Here is a 23,534-nt window from a genome sequence, read left to right as displayed (position 1 = left end):
CCACCGTGACGCCCTGGACCCGGAGCGCCGACATCTCCCCCGCCTACCCGCGCGGGTCCCAGCGGAAGTAGCGGGCGGCCAGGGCGGTCGCGGCGACCGTCCACAGCACCACGGACAGGGCGGCCGGGCCGACCTGGTCGGTCGGGCCGCCCCACGCGGCGCCGACCAGCGAACCCAGGCCCGTGCCCGGCACGAGGAACACCACCAGGTCCACGTGGCCGTTCGAGCCGAACAGGCCGCCGACGACCAGGGCGAAGAAGAACGGCGCGGTGGTGATCTGGGCCAGTTCCGCCGTGCCGGTCACCCCGCTGGTGAACACGCCCGCCGCGCAGCCCAGCGCCACGCCGCCGACCAGCGCCGACGCCAGCAGCTCGGGCCGGGCGGGCACGGGCGCGCCCGCCGCCACGCTGATGCCCAGCAGCACGACCGCCTGCGCGAGGCCCAGCAGGACCACGGGTAGCAGGATGCCGGTCAGCACGACCACGTCCGACGCCGCGCCCGTCCGCAGCCGCTTGAGGTAGAGGTCCTGCCGGCGGGCGGTCAACGCGGTCGTCACCGTGACGTAGACGGTGAACCCGAACGAGAACAGCAGTTGGAGCGTGACGACCATCGTCCACCCGGTCTGCTCGCCGTCCATCGCCAGCGCGAAGTACAGGCCGGCGGCCATCGGCATCAGCACGGCCAACGCGGCGGCGGTGCGGTTGCGCAGCAGGAGCTTCAGCTCGGCCACGCCCAGTGCGGTGATCATGCGGCCACTACCTCCTTGCCCGTCCGGGCGCTGTGGAACACGTCTTCCAGCGACGCGTGGTGCGCCCGGATCCGACCCAACCGCAGGCCTTCCCGCCGGGCCCACGCCAACAGCTCCGCCATGTCGTCCTGCAGCTCGCCGGTGCGCACCTCGACCCGGCCGGTCGGCCGGTGCACCACGTCGCCGGACAGCATCGGCAACGCGCCCACGTCGAGCCGGTCCGGCAGGTCGAACTCGATCCGCGCGGGCTGGGCCGCCAGCACGTCCACCAGCGCGCCGGACACCGCCACCAGGCCCTCGTGCATGATCGCGAGCCGGTGCGCGAGCGACTCGGCTTCCTCCAGGTAGTGCGTGGTCAGCACCACGGTCGTGCCCTCGGCCAGCAGCCCGCGCACCACCTCCCACGTCCGCTGCCGCGACTCGGGGTCCAGCCCGGTCGTCGGCTCGTCCAGGAACAGCAGCTCCGGCCGGCCGAGCACGGCCAGCGCGAGGTCCAGCCGCCGCCGCTCGCCGCCGGAGAGCTGCTTGATCCGCACGTCGCGCCGGTGCCCCAGGTCCAGCCGCTCCAGCACGTCCTCGGTGGCGCGCCGGCCGCTCGTGACGCTCCACAGCGCCACCATCTCGCGCGCGGTCAGGTCGGCCGGGAAACCGCTGTCCTGCAACATGATCCCGGTGCGGGAGCGCAACGCCGCCCGGTCCTTGAACGGGTCGAGCCCCAGCACCCGCACGGTGCCGCCGAACGGGGCGCGCAGCCCCTCCACGGTCTCCATGGTCGTGGTCTTGCCCGCGCCGTTCGTGCCCAGCAGCGCGAACAGCTCCCCCCGCCGCACCTCGAAGTCGACCCCGCGCACGGCTTCGAAGTCACCGTAGCGGCACCTGAGGTCCGCCACGTCGATCACCGTTTCTCCCATGACCGCCATCGTGGTCGCGGGCGGGCGCGGCACCCAGTGCCGTCGCGCACCGGTCCCTGTGACAGATGTCAGCAGACAGGCGTGCGACCCGGCTCGTAGATTCGTCGGTGTGACTCCCCTGAACAGGCTCCGCCGCTACACGTGGTGGACCGTGGTGGCCGGCGGCGTGGTGGTCGGCCTCGGCACGGTGCTCGACCTGTTCGCCCAGGACTACGGCGTGCTGAAGTCGGCGCTGCTGGCGGTGGCCGTGGCCGTGGTGATCGCCCAGCACGCCCGGTACATGCAGCGGGCCATGCTCGGGCTCGGACGTGGCGACGGCCCGGCGTGGGAGCACGCGGCGACGTTCGCGGTGGCGTTGGCGGCGTGGGCGGTGACGAGCGGCGCGGACGGGTTCCTGCCCGTCTGGGCCACCCTGCCCGCCCTGGTGGTCGCGCACGTCGGCGCGATCCTGCCCTCGCGCAGCCGCTGGCCGGCGGTGGCCCTGATGGCGGTGCTCTCCGTCGCGGTCGGCGGGCTGTTCGGCGGCGACGAGGCCCCCGTGGCGATGCTCCTGGCCGGGTTCATGGTCATCGCGCTGGTGTTCGCCGACCTGGCCCAGCTGTGGATCTGGGACATGGCGCTGAGGCAGGACCAGGCCCGCAGGACCGCCGAGGCGCTGGCCGTGGCCGAGGAGCGGTTGCGCTTCGCCGCCGACCTGCACGACATCCAGGGGCACCACCTCCAGGCGATCGCGTTGAAGGGCGAGCTGGCGCAGCGGCTGATCGGCCGGGACGACGAGCTGGCCAGGCAGCACGCGGGCGAGGTGGCCGAGCTGGCGCGCACCGCGTTGAAGGAGACCCGCGAGGTGGTGCAGGGCTACCGGCGGGCGAGCCTGGGCACCGAGATCTCCAACGCGGTGGGCGTGCTGCGGGCGGCGGGCATCGAGACGACGGTCGAGGGTGACGCGGCGGGCGTGCCGCCGCCGTTGCAGCCCCTGTTCGGGGCGCTGGTGAGGGAGGGCACGACGAACGTGCTGCGGCACAGCCGGGCGCGGCGCTGCGCCGTGCTGATCGAGGTGGTCGACGGCCAGGTGTGCGTGCGGCTGCGCAACGACGGGGTACCAGCCGACTTCGCGGGCGCCGACGACGTGGGCGAGGACGGCGCGGGGCTGGCCGGGCTGCGCGAGCGGTTCGCCGCGGTGGGCGGGCGGGTCGAGGGCGGCCCGGCCGGGCCGGAGGGGTTCGAGCTGGTCGGGAAGGCCGGGGTGGGCCGGTGATCCGCGTGGTGCTGGCCGACGACGAGGGCCTGATCCGGGGCGCGCTGGCGGCGTTGCTGGAGCTGGAGGACGACATCGAGGTGGTCGCGCAGGCCAGCGACGGTGACGCGGCGGTCGCGGCGGTGCGGGCCCACCGGCCCGACATCGCGGTGTTCGACCTGGAGATGCCCCGGCGCGACGGCGTGCTGGCGGCCGAGGCGGTGCGCGGGCTCGACGGGGTGGCGGTGGTGATCGTGACCCGGCACGCGCGGCCGGGTGTGCTGCGGCGGGCGTTGAGCGCGGGGGTGCGCGGGTTCGTGCCCAAGACGACGCCGGCCGCGCAACTCGCCTCGATCCTGCGGGACGTGCACGCGGGCCGGCGTTACGTGGACTCCGAGATCGCCGCCGCCGCGTTGACCGAGGGCGCGTGCCCGCTGACCGCCCGGGAGCTGGACGTGCTGCGGTACGCGCTCCAAGGCGGCACGGTGGCCTCGATCGCCGCCGAAGCGCACCTGGCCGCGGGCACGGTGCGCAACTACCTGTCGTCGGCGATGACGAAGCTCGGCGTCACCACCCGCTACGAGGCCGCCCGGCTGGCCTGGGACGAGGGGTGGATCTGAGCCTGGCCCAGGTGCACGACCTTGACCGTCGTCAGCTCGTCCAGCAGCTCGGGCCCGTAGCCGAACCCGGTGCCGGACAACCGGCGCGGCTGGGCGGCGCCGCCGGGCGCCCCGCCGAACACCGCGTTGACCTTCACCGTGCCGACGGGCAACGCGCGCCACGCGTGCTGGGCGTTCGCCATCGACCCCGTGAGCACGGTCGCGGCCAGGCCGTGCTCGTCCACGCACGCCTCGGCCAGGCCGTCCTCGAACGAGGCCACCACGCGCACGGGCGCGACCGGCCCGAAGGTCTCCTCCCGCATCACGCGCATGTCCGGCGTGCAGCGGTCGAGCACGGTGGCCGGGTAGTACGCGCCTTCGCGGTCCGGCACCTCGCCGCCCACCAGCGGGTGCGCGCCGTCCGCCACGGCCTCGGCGACGTGCGCGTGCACGTGCTCCCGCATCCGGAGGTCCACCAGGGGCTGCGGGTCGGCGTTCCAGCGGCGGGCCTGCTCGCACAGCGCGGCCAGGAACTCCTCGGCCACGGCCTGGTGCACGAAGATCCGCTCCACGGACGTGCACAGCTGGCCCGCGTTGGTGAACGCGCCGATCGCCGCCTGCTCGGCCGCCCACACCGGGTCCACGTCGGCGTCGACCAGCAGCGGGTCGTTGCCGCCGTTCTCCAGCAGCGCCTTCGCGCCGGTCCGGGCGCACGCGGCGGCGATCGAGCGGCCGGTCGCCGTGCCGCCGACGTGCGCGACGACGTCCACGTGCGGTGAGGCGGCCAGCGCCGCGCCCACCGAGGCGTCGCCGGTGAGGCTCTGGAGCACGCCCGGCGGGAAGTGGTCGACCATGAGCTGCGCGAGCAGCACCCCCGTGTGGGGGCAGCGCTCACTCGGCTTGTGCACCACGGCGTTGCCGGTGACCAGGGCCGCGCCGACCAGGCCGCAGGAGACGGCGACCGGGTCGTTCCACGGCGTCAGCGCGACGACCACCCCGCGCGGCCCGGGGACCATGAAGTCCGCCGCGTCGGGCGAGCCTTGGAGCGACCGGCCGCGGTGGACCGGGCCCAGCTCGGCGTACTGCTCCAACGTGGACACACCGGCCAGCACACCGTCCAGTGCGGACGCGGCCGGGCGGCCGGTCTCGGCGTGCAGGACGTCCGCCAGTTCGGCCGCGTGCTCGCGGATCGCCCGGGCGGCGGCTTTCAGCGCGGTTCCCCGTTCGGCGGCGGGCGTCGCCGCCCAACCGGGTTGCGCCTCACGCGCGGTGAGCACCGAGCCGGCCACGTCCTCGTCCGTGGCGGTGGGCAGCCAGCCGATCAGCTGACCGTCGACCGGGCTGTGGACGTCGAGTGCGTCGACACGCATGTCCGTCATGGGCTCCGGGTACCCCCGTGCCCGAGGTGAAACCCGAGGCGGAGCCACGAGGAGGACAGCCATGCCCGGACGTGAGGAGTTGCCGAGCACCGTCGCCCGCTCGCCCAAGAAGGCGCAGCGGACCTGGATCAAGGCGCACGACTCGGCCGTGCGGACCTACGGCGAAGGCCGGCGCTCGCACCGGACCGCGTTCGCCGCGTTGAAGCACTCGTTCGAGAAGGTGGGCGACCACTGGGAGCCCAAGGCGCAGAAGGGGCCGTCCGACGCGCAGGCCGCGCGCAGCACGCCGAAGCCGGGCCGGACGGCGGGCGGCGTGGACGCCAACGCCGGCAAGCAGCACCTCTACGACCTGGCCAAGCGGCTGGACGTGCCCGGCCGGTCGAGCATGACCAAGCAGCAGCTCGTGGAGGCGATCGGCAAGGCGAACAACCGCAAGACCGCCAAGGCCCGGTCGTAGCTCCGGCAGACGGGATCACCGCCCCGGCAACCCGCTGCGCCCCGGCGGGCCCGGTGGCGGTGGCCGCCACCGCGGCGGCGCTGGTCGGCTCCTGGCGGCCTCAGAGGTCCTCAGAGGTCGAGCCACGAGCGGTCGGGCAGGAGCTGGCTCGCCTGCGGGCCCATGAGCGTCATCCCGCCGTCCACGACGAACGACGCGCCGGTCACGTAACCCGCCGCCGGCGTGGCCAGGAAGGCGACGACGGCGGCCACCTCGCTCGCGTGACCCGGACGTCCCAGCGGCACGCCCGGTCGAGGCTGGGTGCGCGGGTCCACGTCCTGCTGGCCCGTCATAGGCGTGGAGATCTCGCCGGGCGCGACCGAGTTCACCGTGATCGCGTGCTCGGCCAGCTCCAGCGCCAGCACCTTCGTCAACGCGCCGAGCCCCGCCTTGGCCGCGCAGTACGGCGCCGCGCCCACCCTCGGCTGGTGCTCGTGGACCGACGTGATGTTGATGATCCGACCGCCCCGACCAGCTTCGACCATGTGCTTCGCGGCGCGCTGCGAGCACAGGAACGCGCCGTCGAGGTCCACCGACAGCACGCCCCGCCAGGTGTCGAAGTCCATGTCCAGGGCCTTCTGCGCGGTGCCCGTGCCGGCGCAGTTGACCAGCACGTCGAGGCCGCCCAGCTCGGCGGCGAGGTCGTCGACCGCGGTCGCGGCGGCGGGCAGGTCGGTCAGGTCGAGCTGCCGCACGGCCGCTCGGACGCCCTGCTCCCGGACCTCGCGAGCGGTGGCCTCCGCGCCGTCGGCGTCGGTGTGGAACGTGATGCCGACGTCCACGCCGCCACCCGCCAACGCCACCGCGACGGCCCTGCCGATGCCGGAGTCGGACCCGGTCACGACCGCGCGCAGCGGCGCGCCCGCCCGCTCCTGGGGAAGTGGTGCGCTCATGGGCCGCGGGGTACCCCCGGCCGGGTTTGCCACACGCCGTGCCGGGAACGCTCCGGGCAGTCGACCTCGCCGGGCGACCCGGCAGTCCGAGCTCGGCGGCAAGCGGGAGGAGCACCGATGAAGGCCGTCACCTGGCACGGCAAGCGGGACGTGCGCGTGGACACCGTGCCGGATCCGATCCTGAAGGAGCCGACCGACGTCATCGTCCGCATCACGTCCACCGGCCTGTGCGGTTCCGACCTGCACCTGTACGAGGTGATGGGCCCGTTCATCGACGAGGGCGACATCCTCGGGCACGAGCCGATGGGCGTGGTCGAGGAGGTCGGCGCGGAGGTCACCGCGGTCGCCCCGGGCGACCGGGTCGTGGTGCCGTTCAACATCTCCTGCGGCTCGTGCTTCATGTGCGACCGCGGCCTGCAGTCGCAGTGCGAGACGACCCAGGTGCGCGAGCAGGGGTCGGGCGCGGCGCTGTTCGGCTACACCAAGCTGTACGGGCAGGTGCCCGGCGGGCAGGCCGAGTACCTGCGGGTGCCGTTCGGCAACACGCTGCCGATCAAGGTGCCGGACGGCCCGCCGGACGACCGGTTCGTCTACCTGTCCGACGTGCTGCCCACCGCGTGGCAGGCGGTGGAGTACGCGGGCACGCGGGACAGCCTGGTCGTGCTCGGGCTCGGCCCGATCGGCGACATGGCGACCCGGATCGCGCAGCACCGCGGCGTCGAGACGGTCATCGGCGTCGACCTCGTGCCGGAGCGCATGGCGCGGGCGCGCGGGCACGGCGTGACCGTGCTGAACGTGCGCGACAGCCACCTGGTCGACCACATCCGGGAGCTCACCGGCGGGCGCGGCCCGGAGGCCGTGATCGACGCCGTGGGCATGGAGGCGCACGGCGCCCCGGTCGCGAAGCTCGCCCACCAGGCCGTCGGCCTGCTGCCGGACGCGATCGCGGCCCCGTTCATGCGGACGGCGGGCGTGGACCGGCTGCACGCGCTGCGGCTGGCCATCGACATCGTGCGGCGCGGCGGCACCATCTCGGTGTCCGGTGTGTACGGCGGGATGGCGGACCCGATGCCGATGCTGACCCTGTTCGACAAGCAGGTGCAGCTGCGCATGGGCCAGGCCAACGTGTGGCGCTGGGTGCCGGAGATCCTGCCGCTGCTCACCGACGACGACCCGCTCGGCGTCGACTCCTTCGCCACCCACCACCTGCCGCTCGACCAGGCACCGCACGCCTACGAGATCTTCCAGCGCAAGCAGGACAGCGCCGTCAAGGTGCTGCTGCGCCCCTGAAGGTCTATCGTCCAGCCATGATCCGCTTTCGGTGGTTGCCCGCCGTGGCGTTGCCGGTGGCACTGGTCGCAGGCGGGTGCGGCACGGGATCGGACGACCTGGTCCGGCGCACGGCGGAGGAGTTCACGGCGGCGGTCTCGGCGGGTGACACCGACCGCGCCTGCGGGCTGCTGACCGAACGGGCGCGCGAGGACGTGGAGTGCCCGTCGCTCGACGTGCCCGCCGGCGCGGTGCGGACGGTCGAGGTCTGGGGGGACGCGGCGCAGGTCCGCACGTCCGGCGGCGTGCTGTTCCTGCGGGAGCTGGCGTCGGGGTGGCGGGTGTCCGGCGCCGGCTGCGAGTCGCGGGGCGAGCGGCCCTACCACTGCGAGGTGGGTGGGCCGTGACGCAGCGCGGGATGTTCTACGTCTACCTGGTGGGCGTGCTGGCACTGCTGGTGTACTTCAGCGTCATCGGGCTGGTGGGAGCGTGAAGAGGTTCCTGCGGGACAACGGCTTGGGGCTGGTGTTCGGCCTGCTGTTCCTCGGTGCGCTGGTGGGCCAGGCGTTCTCCGGCAACGCCGACCTGAACGCCCACCGGCTCACCGACGGCGGCGACCCGATCGGCTTGTGGCAGTACGTCACCTCGTCGGACTTCGCGGTGGACGTCGCCGAGAACTGGCAGTCCGAGTACCTCCAGTTCTTCCTGTTCATCTTCGCCACGGTGTGGTTGATGCAGCGCGGGTCGCCCGAGTCGAAGCCCGCCGACCGGATGGGCGCGGAGTCCGACGAGGACCAGCTGGTCGGCGCGCACGCGAAGGAGCAGTCGCCGCCGTGGGCGAAGGCGGGCGGCTGGCGCACGGCGCTGTACTCGAACTCGCTCGGCCTGGTGATGCTCGGCCTGTTCGTCGGCTCGTGGCTGGCCCAGTCCATCGCCGGGCGCAGCTCGTACAACAACGACCAGCTCAACACCTTCCAGGACCCGGTGTCGTGGTGGGACTACGTGTTGTCGGCCGACTTCTGGAACCGCTCGCTGCAGAACTGGCAGTCGGAGTTCCTGGCCATCGGCTCGATGGTGGTGCTGAGCGTCTACCTGCGACAGCGGGGATCGCCGGAGTCCAAGCCCGTCGGCACGCCGCACCACAGCACGGACGAGACGGGCTGACCGGTCCGCCTACTCGACGCGGTCCTCGTCGGGCACGTCGTCGTTCCTGATGGTGTCCCGGCTCCGCTCGCGCCACGGCCACGCGAACCACAGCGTGCCGAACAGCACGGCCGCGAACGCGCCGACCACGACGGCCACCCAGCCGCCGATGACGACCTCGGCGAGCAGCAGGATCGTGCCCACCATGGCGACCGCGAGGTTCGCCAGGCCGATGATCGCGAAGCGGTTCGCCACCTCGATCACGTCTTCCCGCCTGCCCCGCCGGAACAGCAGCCGGTGCCAGGCCGCGGGCGCGGTGAGCAGCGCGACGGCGCACGCGGCGAACAGGATGGTGATCAGGTGGGTGGCGCGGATGTAGCCGTCGGCCGACGCGTACCGCTCGGTGAAGGCGATCGACAGCAGGAAGCCGAACAGGATCTGGACGCCGGCCTGCGCCACGCGCAGCTCCTGCAACAACTCGTTGAGGTTGCGGGCCAACCTCCGTTGGTGTGACTCCTCAGCCTGACTCACCGCCACCACGTACCCCATGACCAGGCAGTTCAATCATTACTACGTGTGACGAAATGCGGCCCGAAGTGATTCAGCGTCACGGGCAGCGGGGCCCGCCGGCGGACCGGGGTCGTCCGGCGCGGGCCGGTTCTGCGGCGTGCGGGCGTCCGCGTGGGGCACCCCGTCGGGGTCGCGGTGGAAGCACGGGGTGAACACGACGAACGTGGTGCCCGCCGGCAGCCACGTGCGCTCGTCGAACCGGCGGTGCGGCGTCGAGCAGCAGCGCGACGCCGCGCCCGGTCACCCGCCGGGAGGCTACGGCCACGACCCCTCCTCGGCGTGCGCGACGACGAGTTCGCGGACCTCGCAGCCCTCGGGCTGGCGCAACGCGAACACGATCGCGTCCGCGACCCGCTCGGGCGGGTTGAGCTTGCTGTCGTCCGGCGGCCGGTACTGCTCGGCCCGGTAGTCGAAGAAGTGGGTGCGCATGCCGCCGGGGATCACCAGCGTGACGCCGACCCGCCCGGCCGTCTCGGCGGCCAGGGCCCTGGTGAAACCGACCACGCCGAACTTCGAGGCGCAGTACGCGGTGGCGTCGCTGACCGCCTTGATGCCGAGGGTGGACGCGATGGTCACCACCCGACCGCCGGCCAGCATGGGCAACGCCGTCCGCACCACCGCCGCGGTGCCGAGCAGGTTGACCATCACCACCCGGTCCCAGTCCGCGCCGGACACCTCGTCCAGCCGGCCGCACGCGTCCGTGCCCGCCGCCGTGACGACGGCCCGCAGGCCGCCGTTGCGCTCGGCGATCGCCTTCACCGCGCGTTCCGCCGCCCTGGTGTCGGACAGGTCGACGGACTCGAAGTCCGCCACCTCCGGGGCCGACGGGGCGGCCTTGTCCAGCACCAGCGGTCGCCCGCCCATCTCGTGCACCGCGCGCACCACGGCCGCGCCCAAGCCGGACGCGCCTCCGGTCACCAGCACCTGACCGAGCATCAGCCCCTCCTCGACAGCATCTCGGTGGTCGAACGGCCCCGGTGGTAGGGCACGACGACGGTCCGCCCGCCCCAGCCCTCCACCAGCTCCGCTTCCGGCAGCGATTCGGCGGTGTAGTCGCCGCCCTTGACCCACACGTCCGGGCGCAGGGCGGCCAGCACGCGCTCCGGCGTGTCGTCCTCGAACACCACCACGTCGTCCACGCAGCCCAACGCGCGCAGCACCTCGACGCGGTCCTGCTCCTTCGTCACGGGCCGGTCCGGGCCCTTGAGCCGGCGCACGGACGCGTCGGAGTTCAGGCACACCACCAGGCAGTCGCCGAGCGACCGGGCGGCGCGCAGGGTGCGGACGTGGCCGGCGTGCAGCAGGTCGAAGCAGCCGCCGGTGGCGACGATCGTGCCGCCGCGGGCCCGGACCACGTCCACCGACGACAGCCGGTCGTCCGGCCGGTAGCCGGACGCGCCGCCGCCGCGCAGGAACTCGGCGGCGGACGTCACGGCGTCGGCGACCGCGTCGTCCATCGCGGCGCCGCGCATGAGGCGGACCGCGACCGTCGCCGCGAACCGGTCGCCCGCGCCGCACGGGTCGACCACGGGCACGCGCGGCGCGGGGACGGCGACAGGGGTGCCGCCACCGTGCAGCAACGCGCCGTCGGCGCCGAGCGTGACCACGACGGCCCGCGCCCGCCACTGCGCGCGCAGGGCTTCGAGGGCGTCCATCGGGTCGGCGTGGCCGCTGAACGCCTTGGCCTCGGCCGCGTTCGGCGTGACCAGGCGGGCGCCGGGCACCGGGGCGGGGCCGCGCGGGTGCGGGTCCCAGACCACCGGGCGCCGGGCGAGCACGCCGCGGAGCCGTTCGTCGCGCACCAGCCCGCGGCCGTAGTCGGAGACGAGCACGCAGTCCGCTTCGAGGACGGCGTCGAGCATGTCGTCGGTGGCGTGGGGCGCGCCGGGACCGCCGCCCCGGTCGAGCCGGGCGATCGACTGGTCGCCGCAGCGCAGCCTGGTCTTGACCGGGGTGGGCGTCGGCGAGGGCCCCAGCACGGACCGCACCCCGGCCAGCTCGTCCCGCAGCCGCCTGCCGTCCTCGTCGTCGGCGACGGCGGTGACGAGCGTGACGTCCACGCCGTCGGCGGCGGCCAGGGCGGCGGCCAGTCCCGCGCCGCCGGGCCGGGCGCGTTCTTCCTCGACGTCCAGGACGGGCGCGGGGGCGTCCGGGCACAGGCGTTCGGCGGTGCCCAGGACGTCCACGTCGAGCAGCGAGTCACCGACGACGACCAGTTTCACGAGACCCTCCGTGCCGAGGAGGGCAGGGCGGCCTCGAACGCCGCGCACAGGGCGTGGACCGCGACCAGCTGGGCTTCCTGCACGTTCGCGGGGTCCCCGGGCAGTGCCAGCACCTCGTCCACCGCCTCCGCCAGCGGGTTCGGGGCGGGACCGGTCATCGCCCACACGTGCGCGCCCGCCTGCCTGGCCGCTTTCGCCGCCTCGATCAGGTTGGGGCTGCACCCGCTGGTCGACAGCAGCACGACCACGTCCTGCGGCCGGGCGTGGGCGGTGACCTGCCGGGCGAACACCTGGTCGTAGCCGTAGTCGTTGCCGATCGCGGTGACGCTGGACGACTCCGCGCACAGCGCGATCGCCGAGAAGGGCCGCCGGTCGTCGCGGAACCGGCCGACGAGCTCGGCGGTCAGGTGCTGCGCCTCGGCGGCCGACCCGCCGTTGCCCGCCGCCAGCAGCCGGCCGCCGTCGCTGAGCCTGCGGGCCAGCACACCGCCCCAGCGGGTCAGCCGCGGCGCCTGGGCGCGCAACCCGGCCAGCGACTGGGCCAGCCCGGTCAGGTGGGTCTCGACGCTCATCGCGCGCCTCCCACGGCCACCGGCCGACCCGCCGTGACCCGCGCGTAGACGCGTTCGGTGTCCTCGGCGATCCGGCTCCACGTGTAGCGCACGCCGACCCGGTCCAGGCCCGCGAGCCCGCACGCCTCCCGCCGGGCCTGGTCGGCGAGCAGCGAGTGCAGCGCGCGGGCCAGCGCGGACGGGTCGCGCGGCGGCACGAGCACGCCGGTCACGCCGTCCACCACGGTGTCGATCAGGCCGCCGACGGCGCTCGCCACCACCGGCACCCCGCACGCCATGGCCTCCAGCGGCACGATGCCGAACGGCTCGTACCAGGGCACGCACGCCACCGCGTCGGCCGAGCGCAGCAAGGCGGGCATGGCGTCCCGCGACACCTGGCCGGCCAGGCACAGCCGGTGCCGCACGCCGAGGCGTTCCGCGTGCGCGGCCAGCCGCCGCGCCTCCGGGTCGGACTCCACGTCCACCGGGCCGCCCGCGATGACCAGCTCGGTGTCCGGCAGCGACCGCAACGCGGTGATCAGGTCTTGGAAACCCTTGCGCGGCACCAGCCTGCCGACGGAGACGACGCGGTGCGGGAGGCGGCGGCGGAGGGCGGGGCCCTCGGGCCGGAAGCGCGTCGGGTCCACCCCGCACGGCACGACGGAGATCCGGGACCGCCGCACGCCCATGCGCATCAGCTCGACCACCTCGTCGTCGCACGTCGCGGCGATCCGGTCGGCCTCGCGCCCGATCATCCGCTCGATGCCGATCCGCTGGGGCGGGCTGGTGTCGTCCGCGCCCTGGTGGCGGCGCTTCACCGTGCCCAGGGCGTGGTAGGTCTGCACGACGGGCACGCCGACCTTGCGCGCGGCGAGCACCGAGGCCAGGCCGGACATCCAGAAGTGCGCGTGCACGACGTCCGGTCGTTCCTCCTGCCACTGCTGCTCCAGGAAGCGGGCGAAGTCCCCCATGTGCGGCAGCAGCTCGTCCTTCGGCACCGGGTGGGCGGGACCGGCGGGCACGTGCACGACGTCGTAGCCCTGCTCGGTGCGCACGCGCTCTGGCAGGCCCGGGTCGTCGCGACGGGTGTGCACCACCACGTCGTGCCCCAGTGCCGACAGCGCCTCCGACAGCGCGGCGACGTGCACGTTCTGCCCGCCCGCGTCGACACCGCCCAGGGCGGCCAGCGGGCCGGCGTGCTCGGACACCATCGCGATCCTCATCCGCTCACTCCTGTCAGCAACCGGTCCCAACTCCGCAGGAAGGCGTCGAGTCCGTACCTGGCCAGGGCGAACTCCCTGGCCTGCTTCCCCTTCTGCCTGGCCAGGGCGGGGTCCGCGACCAGCTCGACCACGGCCCGCACCAGCTCGTCCACGTCGGTGGACACCACGCCCGCCTCCGGCGGCACCGCGCGCACCGCCTCGGTGCACGCCAGCGCCACCACGGGCATCCCCAGGTGCATCGCCTCGATCAGCGACAGCCCCAGCGACGTCCACCGCACCGGGTGCAGGTAGAGCCGCCGCAGGGCCAGTTCGCGGTGCAGCGACCCCAGGTCGTGGTCACCGCGACCCATCGCGCCCAGCTTGTGGGTCTTCATGCCGTAGACGTCCAGCGGCGCCGCCTCGGCGAACCGGGGCAGCAGGTCCGTGCCGACCGCCCGGCCCCGGCGCACCGGGTCGTTGACCACGACGGCGGCGCGGGGCAGCTCACCGGTGTAGAGGAGGCCGGGGTCGACCACGCCGTGCTCGATGACGACCGTGCGCGCGGTGCCGCAGTCCCACATCAGGTCGTTGAAGTGGGTGACGTGGACGATGGTGCCCGGCCAGTCCTTGAGCGGGTGGACCTGGTTCGGGAACCGGGGCGTGTTGTGCTCCAGGTACACGACCGGGACGCCGGTGGGCACCAGGCCGACCTCGACCGGCCGTTGCAGCACCGCGAGGTCGGCGTCCACTTCGGACACGTCCACCTCGCGGGCGGCCGGCCAGTCGCGCCCGGACAGGCCGATGCCGTGGGGCGGCCCGGGGATCAGGTACTCGTGACCGCCCCGGACGAACGCGTTCGTCCACGAGCCGTGCACGTGCCACAGCAGGATCTTCACGTCCGCACCCCCACGAGGTCGGCGACGGCGGTGACGACCCGGTCGGCCGTCACCCGGTCAAGGCACGGGTGTCCGGGCACCGGGCAGACCCGTGCGCGCGAGTCGCGGCACGGTGCGTCCTGGTCGCCGAGCAGCACGTGCGGCCCGTGCGGCGCCCACCGGTGGGCGGGCACGACGGGTGAGAACAAGGACACGACCGGCGTGCCGACCGCGGCGGCGAGATGAGCGGGCCCGGTGTTGCCGACCACGACGGCGTCCGCGCGGGCCAGCAGCCCGGCCAGTTCGGCGAACGTCGTCCGGCCGCCGAGGTCCACGCCGCGCGTGCCGGCCACGTGCCTGGTCAGCGCGGTCTCGTTCGGGCCGCCGGTGACCAGGACGCGGTGCCCGGCCTCGGCGAGCGCGGTGACGGCCTCGGCGCACCGGTCGGGCGACCAGGCGCGGGCGGGCACGGAGGCTCCCGGGTGCAGGACGACGTACGGGCCGAGCTCGGCCGGCTCCGGCGGTGTGGTGACGGCGAGCCGGCCGTCGTCGCCGGGCGGGAGGTCGAACCCGGCGGCGCGGGCGACTTCCAGCGCCCGTTCGGCTTCCGGCAGCTCGGGGTCGTCGCGCAGCCGGACGTCGAGGAGCGAGCCCGGGTAGTCGGTGGAGCGGGCCACGACCTTCGGCACGCCGGCGAGCTTGAGGAGCAGCGCGAGCGGCAGCGGGCTCTGGTGGAAGGAGGTGAGGACCAGCGCGACGTCGGCGCGGATTCCCTTGAGCAGCGCGACGATCCCCTCGATGTCCGGGGTGCGGACGTCCGGCGGCGGGTAGGTGATCCACGGGCAGTCCCACCGCACGACGCGGTGCACGCCGGGCAGCAGTTCGGCCGCCTGCGCGCCGGAGTGCCCGCACAGCAGCACGACTTCGCCCGCGTGGGCGGCGGCGCGCACGGCCGGGCCGGCGAGCAGGACGTCGCCGTCGTTGTCGAGCCGGGCCACCAGCGTCCTCATAGGACCATCGCCAGCGCGGATCGCAGGTCGGGCGCGGTGAGGGGCGCCCGGTCGACCTCGTCGGGCAGGGTGACGGGCGTGGGCACGAGGATCGGGGTCGCGCCGGCGGCGAGGGCGGCTTCGACGTCGGCCTCGATGTCACCGATGAAGTAGGTGCGCTCCGGGCGCGCGCCGAGGGCGGCGCAGGCGCGGAGGATCATCGTGGGCGCGGGTTTGCGGCACTCGCAGCCGTCGTCCGGGTGGTGCGGGCAGACCTGCCACGTGCCGAACCGCCCGAGCAGGTCCTCGACCTTGGCGTTCACCGCGTCCACCTGGGCGCGGGTGAGCAGGCCGCGGCCGATGCCGGACTGGTTGCTGACGACTCCCGTGCGCACTCCGCGCTCCCGCAGCGCCCGCAGGACGTCGCCCGCGCCGGGCATCGGGCGCACCCGCTCCGGGTCGCCGTTGTAGGGCACGTCGCTGATGAGCGTGCCGTCGCGGTCGAAGAGAACCGCGTCGGGGTACTGGTCCACAGAGGAGAGTTAGCCGGTGCGAGTGGAAGCAAACGCTTATCGGCGGAGGCGCTACTCACCGTCACTCAGTGGTGGAACGGATGTGTGTGGAACCGCTCGGACGGGTAACCGGGTGTCGAACTCGATTCCCGAGGAGAGGTTGTTGCAGTGACGACGATCGAGAAGTCCGTGGACGTCGAGGTCCCGGTCACGACCGCGTACAACCAGTGGACGCAGTTCGAGTCGTTCCCGCAGTTCATGGAGGGCGTCGAGCGCATCACGCAGATCACCCCGACCCGGACGCACTGGGTCACCAAGATCGGTGGTGTGACGCGCGAGTTCGACGCCGAGATCACCGAGCAGCACCCGGACGAGCGCGTCGCCTGGCACACGGTCGACGGTCCGCCCCAGGGTGGCGTGGTGACGTTCCACCGGATCGACGACCGGCACACCCGTGTGCACGTGCAGATGGAGTTCGACCCGCAGACGCTCACCGAGAAGGCCGGTGCGGCGATGGGCGTGGTCGGGCACCGCGTGTCCGGCGACCTGGACCGGTTCAAGGAGTTCATCGAGGGACGCGGCGCGGAGACCGGCGCGTGGCGGGGTGACGTGAGCCGCCCGCCGCAGGCCGGCGAGACGCGCCACGACCTGCCGGACGCCGGACGCCCGGGCGATCCGCTGCGATGAGCGCGCAGGCGGGTCGGGTGCTGGCGGACCGGAGCGGGTCGAACCCGCCGATCCCCCGCCCCCGCCCGCCGGTCGACGACGGTTGACCACTCGCGGGAGCCCCGCCGGACCTGGTCCGGCGGGGCTCCCGCACGTTCGGGGCTGGTCGGGCGCGGACGGGTCGGCGTGGTGGGGCTGCGGCGCGGCGAGAGGCCGGCGTGACGGCCCGGTTCGGTGGGCGGTACTCCGATCCGCACCGGCGCCTGAGGCCGGGCGACATCCCGGGGGGCAGTCGCTGGCGGCCGGCCGACGAGCGGCACGTGCGCCGAGGCCCGCAGGCGCAACCGCCTGCGGGCCTCGATGGACGTGCAATGGCTCCTCGCTAGCCGTCCTTCAGCCGGTCGAACAGCTGCCCCACCGACCGGCGCAGCGCCGAGGCCGCGTCACCGAGCAGCGACCCCGGGTCGGGAGGGCCGTCGACGGCCGGTTCGCCCTCACCGGGGGCCTGCGGCTCGACGTCCTGGGCCAGCAGCTCCCGCAGGACCTCCAGCACCACCTCCGGGTGCCCGAGCGGCACGGGGGCGGCGAAGGTCTGGGCGGAGGTGATCAGGTCCTGGTGGCGGTGGATCAGCTCCCCGACGCCGGAACCGGCCGCCGCGCCCGCCACCAGGTGCACCGGCACCGCGCGGTCGGCGAACTCGGACAGCACCTCGTCCACCTCCTGCCACGGCTCGTCCGCCGCGGGCAGTCGGCACCACATGACCTGCAGGTGCTCCGTCAACGGGCGCCACGTGCCCGGCAGGTCGCCGTGCCTGCCGACCCCCGCCGGGTCGAGGACGACCACCGCCGGCGCGTCCGGCGGGCCCGCCCACACCACGGACGGGCCGCCCGCCCTCGGTTCCTCCTCCATGCGGCTACACCTCCACCACGGCGGGTTCCACGCAGTAGACCGTGTAAGCCGACCGGATCACCGGCTGCGCGACGTTGCGCACCCGCACGCCGCCGGGCGTCATGCCGTGCTCGTTGCCGAAGTGCGCGTGCCCGTGCACGGCCAGCTGCGTGCCGCCGGCGTCGATCGCCTCGCCGAGCAGGTAGGAGCCGAGGAACGGGTAGATCTCCGGCGGCTCGCCGCGCAACGTGTCCGGCACCGGCGAGTAGTGCGTCAACGCCACCTTCACGTCCGTGTCGAGGCTGTCGAGGGCGACGCGGAGCGAGTCAGCGATCTCGGTGGTGTGCCGGATGAACGCCTTCATCTCCGGCTCGCCGAACGCGCTGCCGCACTTGCCCGCGAACCCGCCGCCGAAGCCCTTCACCCCGGCGACGCCCAGCGTGTGGCCGTCCACGCCGATGGTGGTCGTCTCGCCCTCCAGCACGGTGATGCCCGCGTCCCTCAGCACGGCGGTCACCTCGTGCGGCTTGTCGTCGTGGTGGTCGTGGTTGCCGAGCACCGCGACCACGGGCACGGGCAGCCCGCCGAACTCGTCGGCCACCACCCGCGCCTCGGACACCGTGCCGTGCCGGGTCAGGTCGCCGGCCAGCAGCAGCACGTCGGCGCAGTCGCCGAGCTCGTCCAGCGCGGGCCGCAGGCGGCCGCGCGCGTCCTCGCCCAGGTGCACGTCACCCACCGCGGCGATGCGGATCATCGAATCTCCTCTCGGCCGACCGGCGCGTCGGACGGCACCACCTTCACGTCGTCGAGCACGGTCAGCTCCGGCGCCACGTCGTGGATCACGGCTTCGAGCTCGGCGCGCCGCTCCGGGCTCGCCACGTCACCGGACAGCAGCACGTGGTCGCCGCGCACGGTCACCCGCACGCCCAGCTCCGTGGTGCGCGGGTCCTCGGCCAGCGCTTGGCGCAGCCGGGCGGAGAGATATTGCTCTGCGGTCATCAGGCGCTCCTGGTCATCGGTGAGTGCAGGAGGTCGAGGCGTTCGACCAGCACGAGGAACGCCTCGGCGTACGGGGAGTGCTTCGTGGCTTCGCGGACGCGTTCCCAGTCGATCTGCTCGCGCAGCGCGCGGGCGAACGGCAGCAGCTCGCTGAAGTCGCAGCGGTGGCCGTCGAGGACGAGCAGCTTGCCGATCAGCACCTCGGTGGCGGGCATGACCGGCAGCACCACGGACCCGACCTGCAGTTCCTCGGCCCGCGACAGCGTCGCGTCGGTCACCGGCACCTCGTTGGGCCGGAACAGCAGGTCCACCAGCGAATCGCCGTCGTAGACCTTCAGCAGCCAGTCCTCGGGTGGCGTCGCGGCCCTCATGCCCGCTTCGACGAGCGCGCTCACCGCCGCGCGGGCGTCCTCTTCCCGCACCAGGATGTCCACGTCGTGCTCCGTCGCGGGACCGCCTCTGGCGTACACCGCGCACCCGCCCGCCAAGGCGAACGGGATGTCGTGCGAGCGCAGGGCTTTGGCGACTTTGGTCAAGGTGCGCAGCAACTCGTTTTGGACACCGCTCATGCCTGCTGACTACCCGTACGGCTGGGTGTTCACACGGCTGCGGGTAGTGGCGCCCGCACGGGGTAGCCCATCCGGCATGACTGCCACACCGCCCGACCCCGACCCGGACCGCACGCCCGGTCTGGAACCCGGTGGCGGAGTCTCCCCCGGCGAGACGCCGCCCGACTCCGGCCAGACGTCCGGCCTGTCCCACCCTCAACCCATGCCGTCCCGGCGCGCCCCGATCGTCACGCTGGTGGCCGTGCTGATCGTGACGCTGCTGGCGCTGGCCTTCGTCGTGGCCCAGGTGATGGGGTGGACGAACCTGTTCGAGGGCTACTGAGCAGGGGCGGAGGGCTCGCGGGTCAGGGCTTCAGCGGAGGGCTGGGCTGGAGGCCTTGCTCGCGGCCGATGCCGTCGAGGAGCTGCCTGAGGGTGTCGCGGGCGTTGTGCCGGGGCGCCCAGCCCAGCCGGGTGAACGCCTTGGTCGCGTCCAGCAGCGGCGCGGTGAGGGCCAGGTCGACCCAGCCGTGCGAGGTCGGTTGCAGGCGCAGGTGCCAGCTGATCCGGGCGGCGTTGCGCAGGACCGCGGGTGGGATCACCACGTGCCGCGTGCCCATGACCTCGGCGAGCACCTGCGGCGTCACGACCGGGTCGGTGACGAGGTTGAACGCGCCCTCGGCCCTGGTGGCGAGGATCTTCACCAGGGCGTCGGCCACGTCGTCGGCGTGCACGAACTGCAGCACCATCGTGCGCGGCAGGGGCAGCACGGGCAGCTTGGCGAGGACGTCGGGGCGGAACAGGGCGTGCGGCACCAGGGGTCCGAGGAAGTACCGCTTGATCTCGGCGGCGGCGGCCGGCTGGAGCACCAGGCCGGGGCGGACCCGGGTGACGACGAGCCGGGGGTGTTCGCGTTCCACCCGGTCGAGCAGGTGCTCGACGGCGGCCTTGTGCCGGCTGTAGTAGGAGTTCACGAGACCGTCGGTCGGCCAGGTCTCGTCCACGGTCCGGTTCTTCGAGGCCGGCGAGTAGGCGCCGACGGACGACATGTGGACGAGGTGCGGGACGCCCGCTTTCGCCGCAGCGGTGAACACGCGCTCGCTGCCGGCGACGTTGGCCTGGTAGAGGGCCCGTTCGTCGTGGCCCGGCTGGATGCGCCAGGCGAGGTGCACGACGGCGTCGGCGTCGCGGAAGGCCTCGGTGAGCGGCTCCTCCGCGCCGTCGCGGCTGAGGTCGACCGGGGTCCAGGTGACCGCGTCGTACGGTGGTCCGGGCTCGGGCGGGCGGCGGGAGACGCCGTGGGCGGTGATGTCCGGTTCGTCGGCGATGCGGCGCAGCAGGGCGGTGCCCAGGTTGCCGGTGGCGCCGGTGACGACGATCCTCATGGCGGTCGGGTACCCGCTCGACGCGGTGTGACACGGGGAGGCCGGGTGCTGCAGGCGGCGGGTTGGGGGTTGCTGGCCGGGTCCGCGCTGCTGCTCGGCGCGCTGGTGGGCTACCTGGCGCGGGTGCCGCGCGGTGTGGTCGCCGGGGTGATGGGCTTCGGCAGCGGCGTGCTGATGTCGGCGGTGGCGTTCGACCTGATCGCCGAGGCGCACGAGCTGGGCGGGCTGCTGCCCACGGCGTCCGGCGCGGCGATCGGGGCCCTGGTCTACACGGCGGCGAACGTGGCGCTGGCCAAGCGCGGCGCGCGCCACCGCAAGCGGTCGGGCGGGTTGCAGCCCTCGGAGTCGGAGCAGGGCGGGTCGGGCACGGCCATCGCGGTCGGCGCGCTGCTGGACGGCATCCCGGAGTCGGTGGTGATCGGCGCGAGCCTGCTCGCCGGCGGCGGGGTGAGCGCGGTGACCGTGGCGGCGGTGTTCGTCAGCAACGTGCCGGAGGGGCTGTCGTCGGCGGCGGGCATGCGCGGGGCCGGCCGGTCACCGCGCTACGTGTTCGGCCTGTGGACCGGGATCGCCGTGGTGAGCGGCCTGGCGGCGATGGCGGGCTACGGGCTGCTGGCCGGCGCGCCGCCCCAGTGGCTCGCCGGGATCACCGCGTTCGCCGGCGGGGCGATCCTGTCGATGATCACCGACACGATGATCCCCGAGGCGTTCGACGACGCCCACCTGCTGGTGGGCGTCGTGACGGTGGCCGGTTTCCTGAGCGCCTTCGCCCTGTCCCACCTCTGAGCGGCTCCACCCTGTCCGAGCGGCTCTACCTGATCAAGGGGATGCCGAGGAACAGCAGGCCGCCGAACAGCGTTGCCACGGCAACACCCACCAGGATCGGCTGTACCCAGTCCTCCCTCTTGCGGGCGAACCAGGCGAACCCCAGGAAGACCACCACTAACGCGATCAGTCGCCAGTCGACCACGACACCTCCCCGCCGAATATTCGCGAACATTCGCGAATGATGCGAACGACGGTACGCTGGCGTGTGCCGAACTGGCAACACGGGAGAGTGCGATGACCGAATTGCGGCCGATGACCGACCAGAAGGAGTCGGAGAAGCGGCTTCTGGACGAACTGCGCGAGCTGTACATCCGCCGCGGCAGGCCGGCCATGCGCGAGCTGGCCGACTCGTCCAAGCGCGCCGCGTCGACGATCCACGGCGTCCTGGTGTCCGGCCGGATCGCCAAGTGGCCGGTCGTCGAGGACATCGTGATCGCGCTGGAAGGCGACGTCGACCGCTTCCGCAGGCTGTACGAGGTGATCGACGCCGAACGCCTCGGGCTCGACGACCGCGCGGAGGAGTTGGGCTCGGAACTCGGCTTGCCCACCGGCCAAGTCACCCGGTACGGCAACACGAACATCGAGGTGCACCACGGCTCGGTGTACCTGCAGTCGGGCGGCGTGCCACCGTTCGACCCGTTGACCGCGGTCGCCCCGCCGGAGCTGGTCTCGATCTACGAGGCGGCCTGCACCGCCCACTCGACCGGGGCGCACGCGGCCACCCTGGGGCTGGTCAGGTCGCTGGTCGAGGCGGTCGGTGCGCGCGAGACGCACCACTCCGACCCGCTGGGCGGCTTGCACGCGCTGCGCGAGCGGGACGTGATCCCGCCGCACGTGCTGTTCCGGGGCGAAGAAGTGCACCGGATGGCGTCCGAGGTCGTGCGCGGCCACCGGCCACCTCGCCCGGACGACTCCGCCCTCGCGCTGACGTTGGCGCTGGCCCTGCTGTCCTGCGTGTACCTCGACCGCACGCGTTGAGGATCAGCCCGACGACGGCGGGGGCGGGATCGGGGTCCTGGCCAGCGCCGTGGCGACCGCGTGCAGGTTGGCGGCCATCGCCTCGCCGGTGCTCTTGGACCAGTCGTGGCCGTGGTCGGTGTCCGGGTAGTCCGGTCCGGGGCCGGGGCCCATGTTCCAGTAGGTCCACGCCTGGCCCGGGACGGTGTAGCCGATGTCCCCGAGCGCGCCGCACACCTCGCTGATCACGTGGTGCGCGCCGTCCTCGTTGCCGGTCACCACGACGCCCGCCACCCGGTTGTACGCGACCGGACGGCCCTCGTCGTCCTGCTCGGAGATCATCGCGTCCATCCGCTCGATCACGCGCTGCGCGATGGACGACGGGTGGCCGACCCACGTGGGCGTGGCGACGACCAGGATCTCCGCGTCCAGCAGCGCGTCGTGCAGCGTCGGCCACTCGTCGCCCTCGCCGAGGTCGGTGACGACACCCGGCGGCACGGCGTGGTCCACCACCCGGAACGTCCGCACCTCGACGTCCCGCCGTTCGAGCGCTTCGACGACGACGTCGGCCAGCAGCTGGGTGTTGGACGGGTCCGGCGACTTCTTCAACGTGCAGTTGAGCACCACGGCCCTCATAGGGGCACCTCCGCATCCAGGTCTGCCAACCGCCGGAATACCCCCGGCGGCGGTGAAAATGCGTTGCCGCGACCGCCGGTGGTGGACAGGCTCGGGACATGGTCGACTCCCCCGGCGGACGTGCCGGCATCCCCGACGGACGTGCCGGCATCGACGCCGGGCTGGTGGCACGGCTGGTCGCGGCCCAGTTCCCGCAGTGGGCGGGGCTGCCCGTGACCCCGGTCGAGGTCGACGGGTGGGACAACCGCACCTACCGGCTGGGCGACGACATGACGGTGCGCCTGCCGACCGCCGAGGGGTACGCGCCGGCGGTCCGCAAGGAGCACCGGTGGCTGCCGGTCCTCGCGCCGTCGTTGCCGGTCCCGGTGCCCGTGCCGCTGGCCCTGGGCGTGCCGGGCGAGGGCTACCCGTTCCCCTGGTCGGTCCGGCGCTGGCTGGACGGGCGGACCGCGTCGCCGGACCGCGTCGAGGACCTGGTGGGGTTCGCCGAGTCGGTCGCCGGGTTCATCCGCGCGTTGCAGCGCGCCGACGCGACGGACGGGCCGGAGGCCGGCGCGCACAGCTTCTACCGGGGCGCGTCGCCGGGCCACTACGACGACGGGACGCGGCGGGCGCTGGCCGCGTTGGCGGGTCGCGTCGACACCGCACGGGCGGCGGCGGTGTGGGAGGACGCGGTGAGCGCGCCGGAGCGGTCCGGGCCGCCGGTGTGGTTCCACGGCGACATCGCGCACGGGAACCTGCTGGTCGACGGCGGGAAGCTGGCCGCGGTGATCGACTTCGGCACGTCCGGGGTCGGGGACCCGGCCTGCGACCTGGTGATCGCCTACACGATGTTCTCGGGCGAGAGCAGGCGGGCGTTCCGCGAGGCGGTCGCGGCGGACGACGCGACGTGGGCGCGTGCGCGCGGGTGGGCGTTGTGGAAGGCCCTGATCACGCTCGCGGACGGTGACGAGCGGTCGCGGCGGGTCGTCGAGGAAGTGCTCGGCGACGCGCCGCGGTGAAAGGAGGCGCCCCCGCGGCCGGAGGCGCCCCC

Annotated in this window: 30 protein-coding genes; 11 read left to right on the top strand and 19 right to left on the bottom strand. The window is 73.8% G+C overall.

The genetic code is table 11. From position 1 onward, the window contains the following. Positions 1-43 precede the first annotated feature (43 nt). The gene (locus IOD16_RS09090; protein ID WP_201439674.1) at positions 44-748 is read right to left on the bottom strand and encodes an ABC transporter permease; all 705 of its coding nucleotides are present in this window, start codon (positions 746-748) and stop codon (positions 44-46) included. Then, positions 745-1,659: an ABC transporter ATP-binding protein gene (locus IOD16_RS09085; RefSeq protein ID WP_201439673.1), complete on the bottom strand. Its 915-nt coding sequence runs from the start codon at positions 1,657-1,659 to the stop codon at positions 745-747. Before IOD16_RS09085 ends, IOD16_RS09090 begins: the two co-directional genes overlap by 4 nt. A gap of 109 nt (positions 1,660-1,768) precedes the next feature. Here IOD16_RS09085 and IOD16_RS09080 point away from each other — a divergent pair, with 109 nt between their 5' ends. Together IOD16_RS09080 and IOD16_RS09075 are read left to right on the top strand one after the other, a co-directional pair. Further along, on the top strand, positions 1,769-2,914 hold the full coding sequence (locus IOD16_RS09080) for a sensor histidine kinase (protein ID WP_236594845.1): 1,146 nt from the start codon (positions 1,769-1,771) through the stop codon (positions 2,912-2,914). Further along, on the top strand, positions 2,911-3,513 hold the full coding sequence (locus IOD16_RS09075; protein WP_201439671.1) for a response regulator transcription factor: 603 nt from the start codon (positions 2,911-2,913) through the stop codon (positions 3,511-3,513). The genes IOD16_RS09080 and IOD16_RS09075 overlap by 4 nt, the downstream gene beginning before the upstream one ends. On the opposite strand, the gene IOD16_RS09070 is transcribed toward IOD16_RS09075, so the two are convergent. Then, a complete protein-coding gene (locus IOD16_RS09070; protein WP_442978114.1) occupies positions 3,471-4,862 on the bottom strand; it encodes an aldehyde dehydrogenase family protein in 1,392 nt (463 codons plus the stop codon). The two genes, IOD16_RS09075 and IOD16_RS09070, sit on opposite strands and share 43 nt — an antisense overlap. Positions 4,863-4,932: 70 nt before the next feature. On the opposite strand from IOD16_RS09070, the gene IOD16_RS09065 reads away from it, so the two are divergent. Beyond that, positions 4,933-5,328: a ChaB family protein gene (locus IOD16_RS09065; protein WP_201439669.1), complete on the top strand. Its 396-nt coding sequence runs from the start codon at positions 4,933-4,935 to the stop codon at positions 5,326-5,328. Between the two features lie 110 nt (positions 5,329-5,438). On the opposite strand, the gene IOD16_RS09060 is transcribed toward IOD16_RS09065, so the two are convergent. After that, a complete protein-coding gene (locus IOD16_RS09060; RefSeq protein WP_201439668.1) occupies positions 5,439-6,260 on the bottom strand; it encodes an SDR family oxidoreductase in 822 nt (273 codons plus the stop codon). A 117-nt stretch (positions 6,261-6,377) separates the two neighbouring features. Between IOD16_RS09060 and IOD16_RS09055 the strand changes: the two genes are divergently transcribed. The 3 genes from IOD16_RS09055 (at position 6,378) to IOD16_RS09045 (ending at position 8,693) form a co-directional block, all read left to right on the top strand. After that, complete coding sequence (locus IOD16_RS09055) at positions 6,378-7,550, top strand: zinc-dependent alcohol dehydrogenase (protein WP_201439667.1); 1,173 nt, start codon at positions 6,378-6,380, stop codon at positions 7,548-7,550. A 17-nt stretch (positions 7,551-7,567) separates the two neighbouring features. Then, the gene (locus IOD16_RS09050) at positions 7,568-7,936 is read left to right on the top strand and encodes a hypothetical protein (RefSeq protein WP_201439666.1); all 369 of its coding nucleotides are present in this window, start codon (positions 7,568-7,570) and stop codon (positions 7,934-7,936) included. Between the two features lie 82 nt (positions 7,937-8,018). After that, positions 8,019-8,693, top strand: a complete 675-nt coding sequence (locus IOD16_RS09045; RefSeq protein WP_201439665.1) for a DUF6766 family protein — start codon at positions 8,019-8,021, stop codon at positions 8,691-8,693. Between the two features lie 9 nt (positions 8,694-8,702). Here the strand turns inward: IOD16_RS09045 and IOD16_RS09040 are convergent, their stop codons facing one another. From IOD16_RS09040 to IOD16_RS09005, 8 genes are all read right to left on the bottom strand, one after another. Then, complete coding sequence (locus IOD16_RS09040) at positions 8,703-9,221, bottom strand: DUF6328 family protein (protein ID WP_123747909.1); 519 nt, start codon at positions 9,219-9,221, stop codon at positions 8,703-8,705. A 276-nt stretch (positions 9,222-9,497) separates the two neighbouring features. Further along, a complete protein-coding gene (locus IOD16_RS09035; RefSeq protein ID WP_201439664.1) occupies positions 9,498-10,178 on the bottom strand; it encodes an SDR family oxidoreductase in 681 nt (226 codons plus the stop codon). Further along, complete coding sequence (gene rfaE2, locus IOD16_RS09030; protein ID WP_201439663.1) at positions 10,178-11,464, bottom strand: D-glycero-beta-D-manno-heptose 1-phosphate adenylyltransferase; 1,287 nt, start codon at positions 11,462-11,464, stop codon at positions 10,178-10,180. The genes IOD16_RS09035 and rfaE2 overlap by 1 nt, the downstream gene beginning before the upstream one ends. Beyond that, entirely contained in the window at positions 11,461-12,036 is a 576-nt protein-coding gene (locus IOD16_RS09025; RefSeq protein ID WP_201439662.1) for a D-sedoheptulose-7-phosphate isomerase, read from the bottom strand. The genes rfaE2 and IOD16_RS09025 overlap by 4 nt, the downstream gene beginning before the upstream one ends. Further along, a complete protein-coding gene (locus IOD16_RS09020; protein ID WP_201439661.1) occupies positions 12,033-13,238 on the bottom strand; it encodes a glycosyltransferase in 1,206 nt (401 codons plus the stop codon). Before IOD16_RS09020 ends, IOD16_RS09025 begins: the two co-directional genes overlap by 4 nt. Then, the gene (locus IOD16_RS09015) at positions 13,235-14,113 is read right to left on the bottom strand and encodes a glycosyltransferase (protein ID WP_201439660.1); all 879 of its coding nucleotides are present in this window, start codon (positions 14,111-14,113) and stop codon (positions 13,235-13,237) included. Before IOD16_RS09015 ends, IOD16_RS09020 begins: the two co-directional genes overlap by 4 nt. Continuing rightward, positions 14,110-15,102, bottom strand: a complete 993-nt coding sequence (locus tag IOD16_RS09010; RefSeq protein ID WP_201439659.1) for a glycosyltransferase family 9 protein — start codon at positions 15,100-15,102, stop codon at positions 14,110-14,112. The genes IOD16_RS09015 and IOD16_RS09010 overlap by 4 nt, the downstream gene beginning before the upstream one ends. Then, positions 15,099-15,614, bottom strand: a complete 516-nt coding sequence (locus IOD16_RS09005; protein ID WP_201439658.1) for a D-glycero-alpha-D-manno-heptose-1,7-bisphosphate 7-phosphatase — start codon at positions 15,612-15,614, stop codon at positions 15,099-15,101. Before IOD16_RS09005 ends, IOD16_RS09010 begins: the two co-directional genes overlap by 4 nt. Before the next feature lie 147 nt (positions 15,615-15,761). On the opposite strand from IOD16_RS09005, the gene IOD16_RS09000 reads away from it, so the two are divergent. Beyond that, the gene (locus IOD16_RS09000) at positions 15,762-16,280 is read left to right on the top strand and encodes an SRPBCC family protein (RefSeq protein ID WP_123742683.1); all 519 of its coding nucleotides are present in this window, start codon (positions 15,762-15,764) and stop codon (positions 16,278-16,280) included. Between the two features lie 361 nt (positions 16,281-16,641). On the opposite strand, the gene IOD16_RS08995 is transcribed toward IOD16_RS09000, so the two are convergent. Genes IOD16_RS08995 through IOD16_RS08980 form a run of 4 tightly spaced genes read right to left on the bottom strand, consistent with a single transcriptional unit; the run spans position 16,642 to position 18,716 of the window. After that, complete coding sequence (locus IOD16_RS08995; protein WP_123742684.1) at positions 16,642-17,169, bottom strand: hypothetical protein; 528 nt, start codon at positions 17,167-17,169, stop codon at positions 16,642-16,644. Positions 17,170-17,173: 4 nt separating this feature from the next. Then, positions 17,174-17,902 (bottom strand): metallophosphoesterase family protein, encoded by a 729-nt coding sequence (locus IOD16_RS08990; protein WP_123742685.1) that lies wholly within the window; start codon positions 17,900-17,902, stop codon positions 17,174-17,176. Beyond that, entirely contained in the window at positions 17,899-18,147 is a 249-nt protein-coding gene (locus IOD16_RS08985) for a BON domain-containing protein (RefSeq protein ID WP_123742686.1), read from the bottom strand. Before IOD16_RS08985 ends, IOD16_RS08990 begins: the two co-directional genes overlap by 4 nt. Next, positions 18,147-18,716 carry a nucleotidyltransferase family protein gene (locus IOD16_RS08980; RefSeq protein ID WP_123742687.1) on the bottom strand — a complete coding sequence of 190 codons (570 nt, stop codon included), beginning with the start codon at positions 18,714-18,716 and terminating at the stop codon, positions 18,147-18,149. The genes IOD16_RS08985 and IOD16_RS08980 overlap by 1 nt, the downstream gene beginning before the upstream one ends. Before the next feature lie 76 nt (positions 18,717-18,792). Here IOD16_RS08980 and IOD16_RS08975 point away from each other — a divergent pair, with 76 nt between their 5' ends. Then, complete coding sequence (locus IOD16_RS08975) at positions 18,793-19,038, top strand: DUF6480 family protein (RefSeq protein WP_123742688.1); 246 nt, start codon at positions 18,793-18,795, stop codon at positions 19,036-19,038. Between the two features lie 22 nt (positions 19,039-19,060). On the opposite strand, the gene IOD16_RS08970 is transcribed toward IOD16_RS08975, so the two are convergent. Next, a complete protein-coding gene (locus tag IOD16_RS08970) occupies positions 19,061-20,080 on the bottom strand; it encodes an NAD-dependent epimerase/dehydratase family protein (protein ID WP_201439657.1) in 1,020 nt (339 codons plus the stop codon). A 45-nt stretch (positions 20,081-20,125) separates the two neighbouring features. Between IOD16_RS08970 and IOD16_RS08965 the strand changes: the two genes are divergently transcribed. Further along, positions 20,126-20,866 carry a ZIP family metal transporter gene (locus IOD16_RS08965; RefSeq protein ID WP_236594844.1) on the top strand — a complete coding sequence of 247 codons (741 nt, stop codon included), beginning with the start codon at positions 20,126-20,128 and terminating at the stop codon, positions 20,864-20,866. 25 nt (positions 20,867-20,891) lie between these two features. On the opposite strand, the gene IOD16_RS08960 is transcribed toward IOD16_RS08965, so the two are convergent. Continuing rightward, on the bottom strand, positions 20,892-21,050 hold the full coding sequence (locus IOD16_RS08960) for a hypothetical protein (RefSeq protein ID WP_201439655.1): 159 nt from the start codon (positions 21,048-21,050) through the stop codon (positions 20,892-20,894). 92 nt (positions 21,051-21,142) lie between these two features. Here IOD16_RS08960 and IOD16_RS08955 point away from each other — a divergent pair, with 92 nt between their 5' ends. Beyond that, positions 21,143-21,886, top strand: a complete 744-nt coding sequence (locus IOD16_RS08955) for a hypothetical protein (RefSeq protein ID WP_201439654.1) — start codon at positions 21,143-21,145, stop codon at positions 21,884-21,886. A gap of 3 nt (positions 21,887-21,889) precedes the next feature. Here the strand turns inward: IOD16_RS08955 and IOD16_RS08950 are convergent, their stop codons facing one another. Continuing rightward, entirely contained in the window at positions 21,890-22,501 is a 612-nt protein-coding gene (locus tag IOD16_RS08950) for a flavodoxin family protein (protein ID WP_201439653.1), read from the bottom strand. A gap of 98 nt (positions 22,502-22,599) precedes the next feature. Between IOD16_RS08950 and IOD16_RS08945 the strand changes: the two genes are divergently transcribed. Then, a complete protein-coding gene (locus IOD16_RS08945; RefSeq protein WP_201439652.1) occupies positions 22,600-23,502 on the top strand; it encodes an aminoglycoside phosphotransferase family protein in 903 nt (300 codons plus the stop codon). The last annotated feature ends 32 nt before the right edge of the window (positions 23,503-23,534 follow it).

This window comes from Saccharothrix sp. 6-C (assembly GCF_016695385.1).
Classification (GTDB): domain Bacteria; phylum Actinomycetota; class Actinomycetes; order Mycobacteriales; family Pseudonocardiaceae; genus Actinosynnema; species Actinosynnema texasense.
The sequence above is the reverse complement of the archived record's forward strand: the minus strand, read 5'-3'. Positions and strand labels throughout refer to the sequence as shown.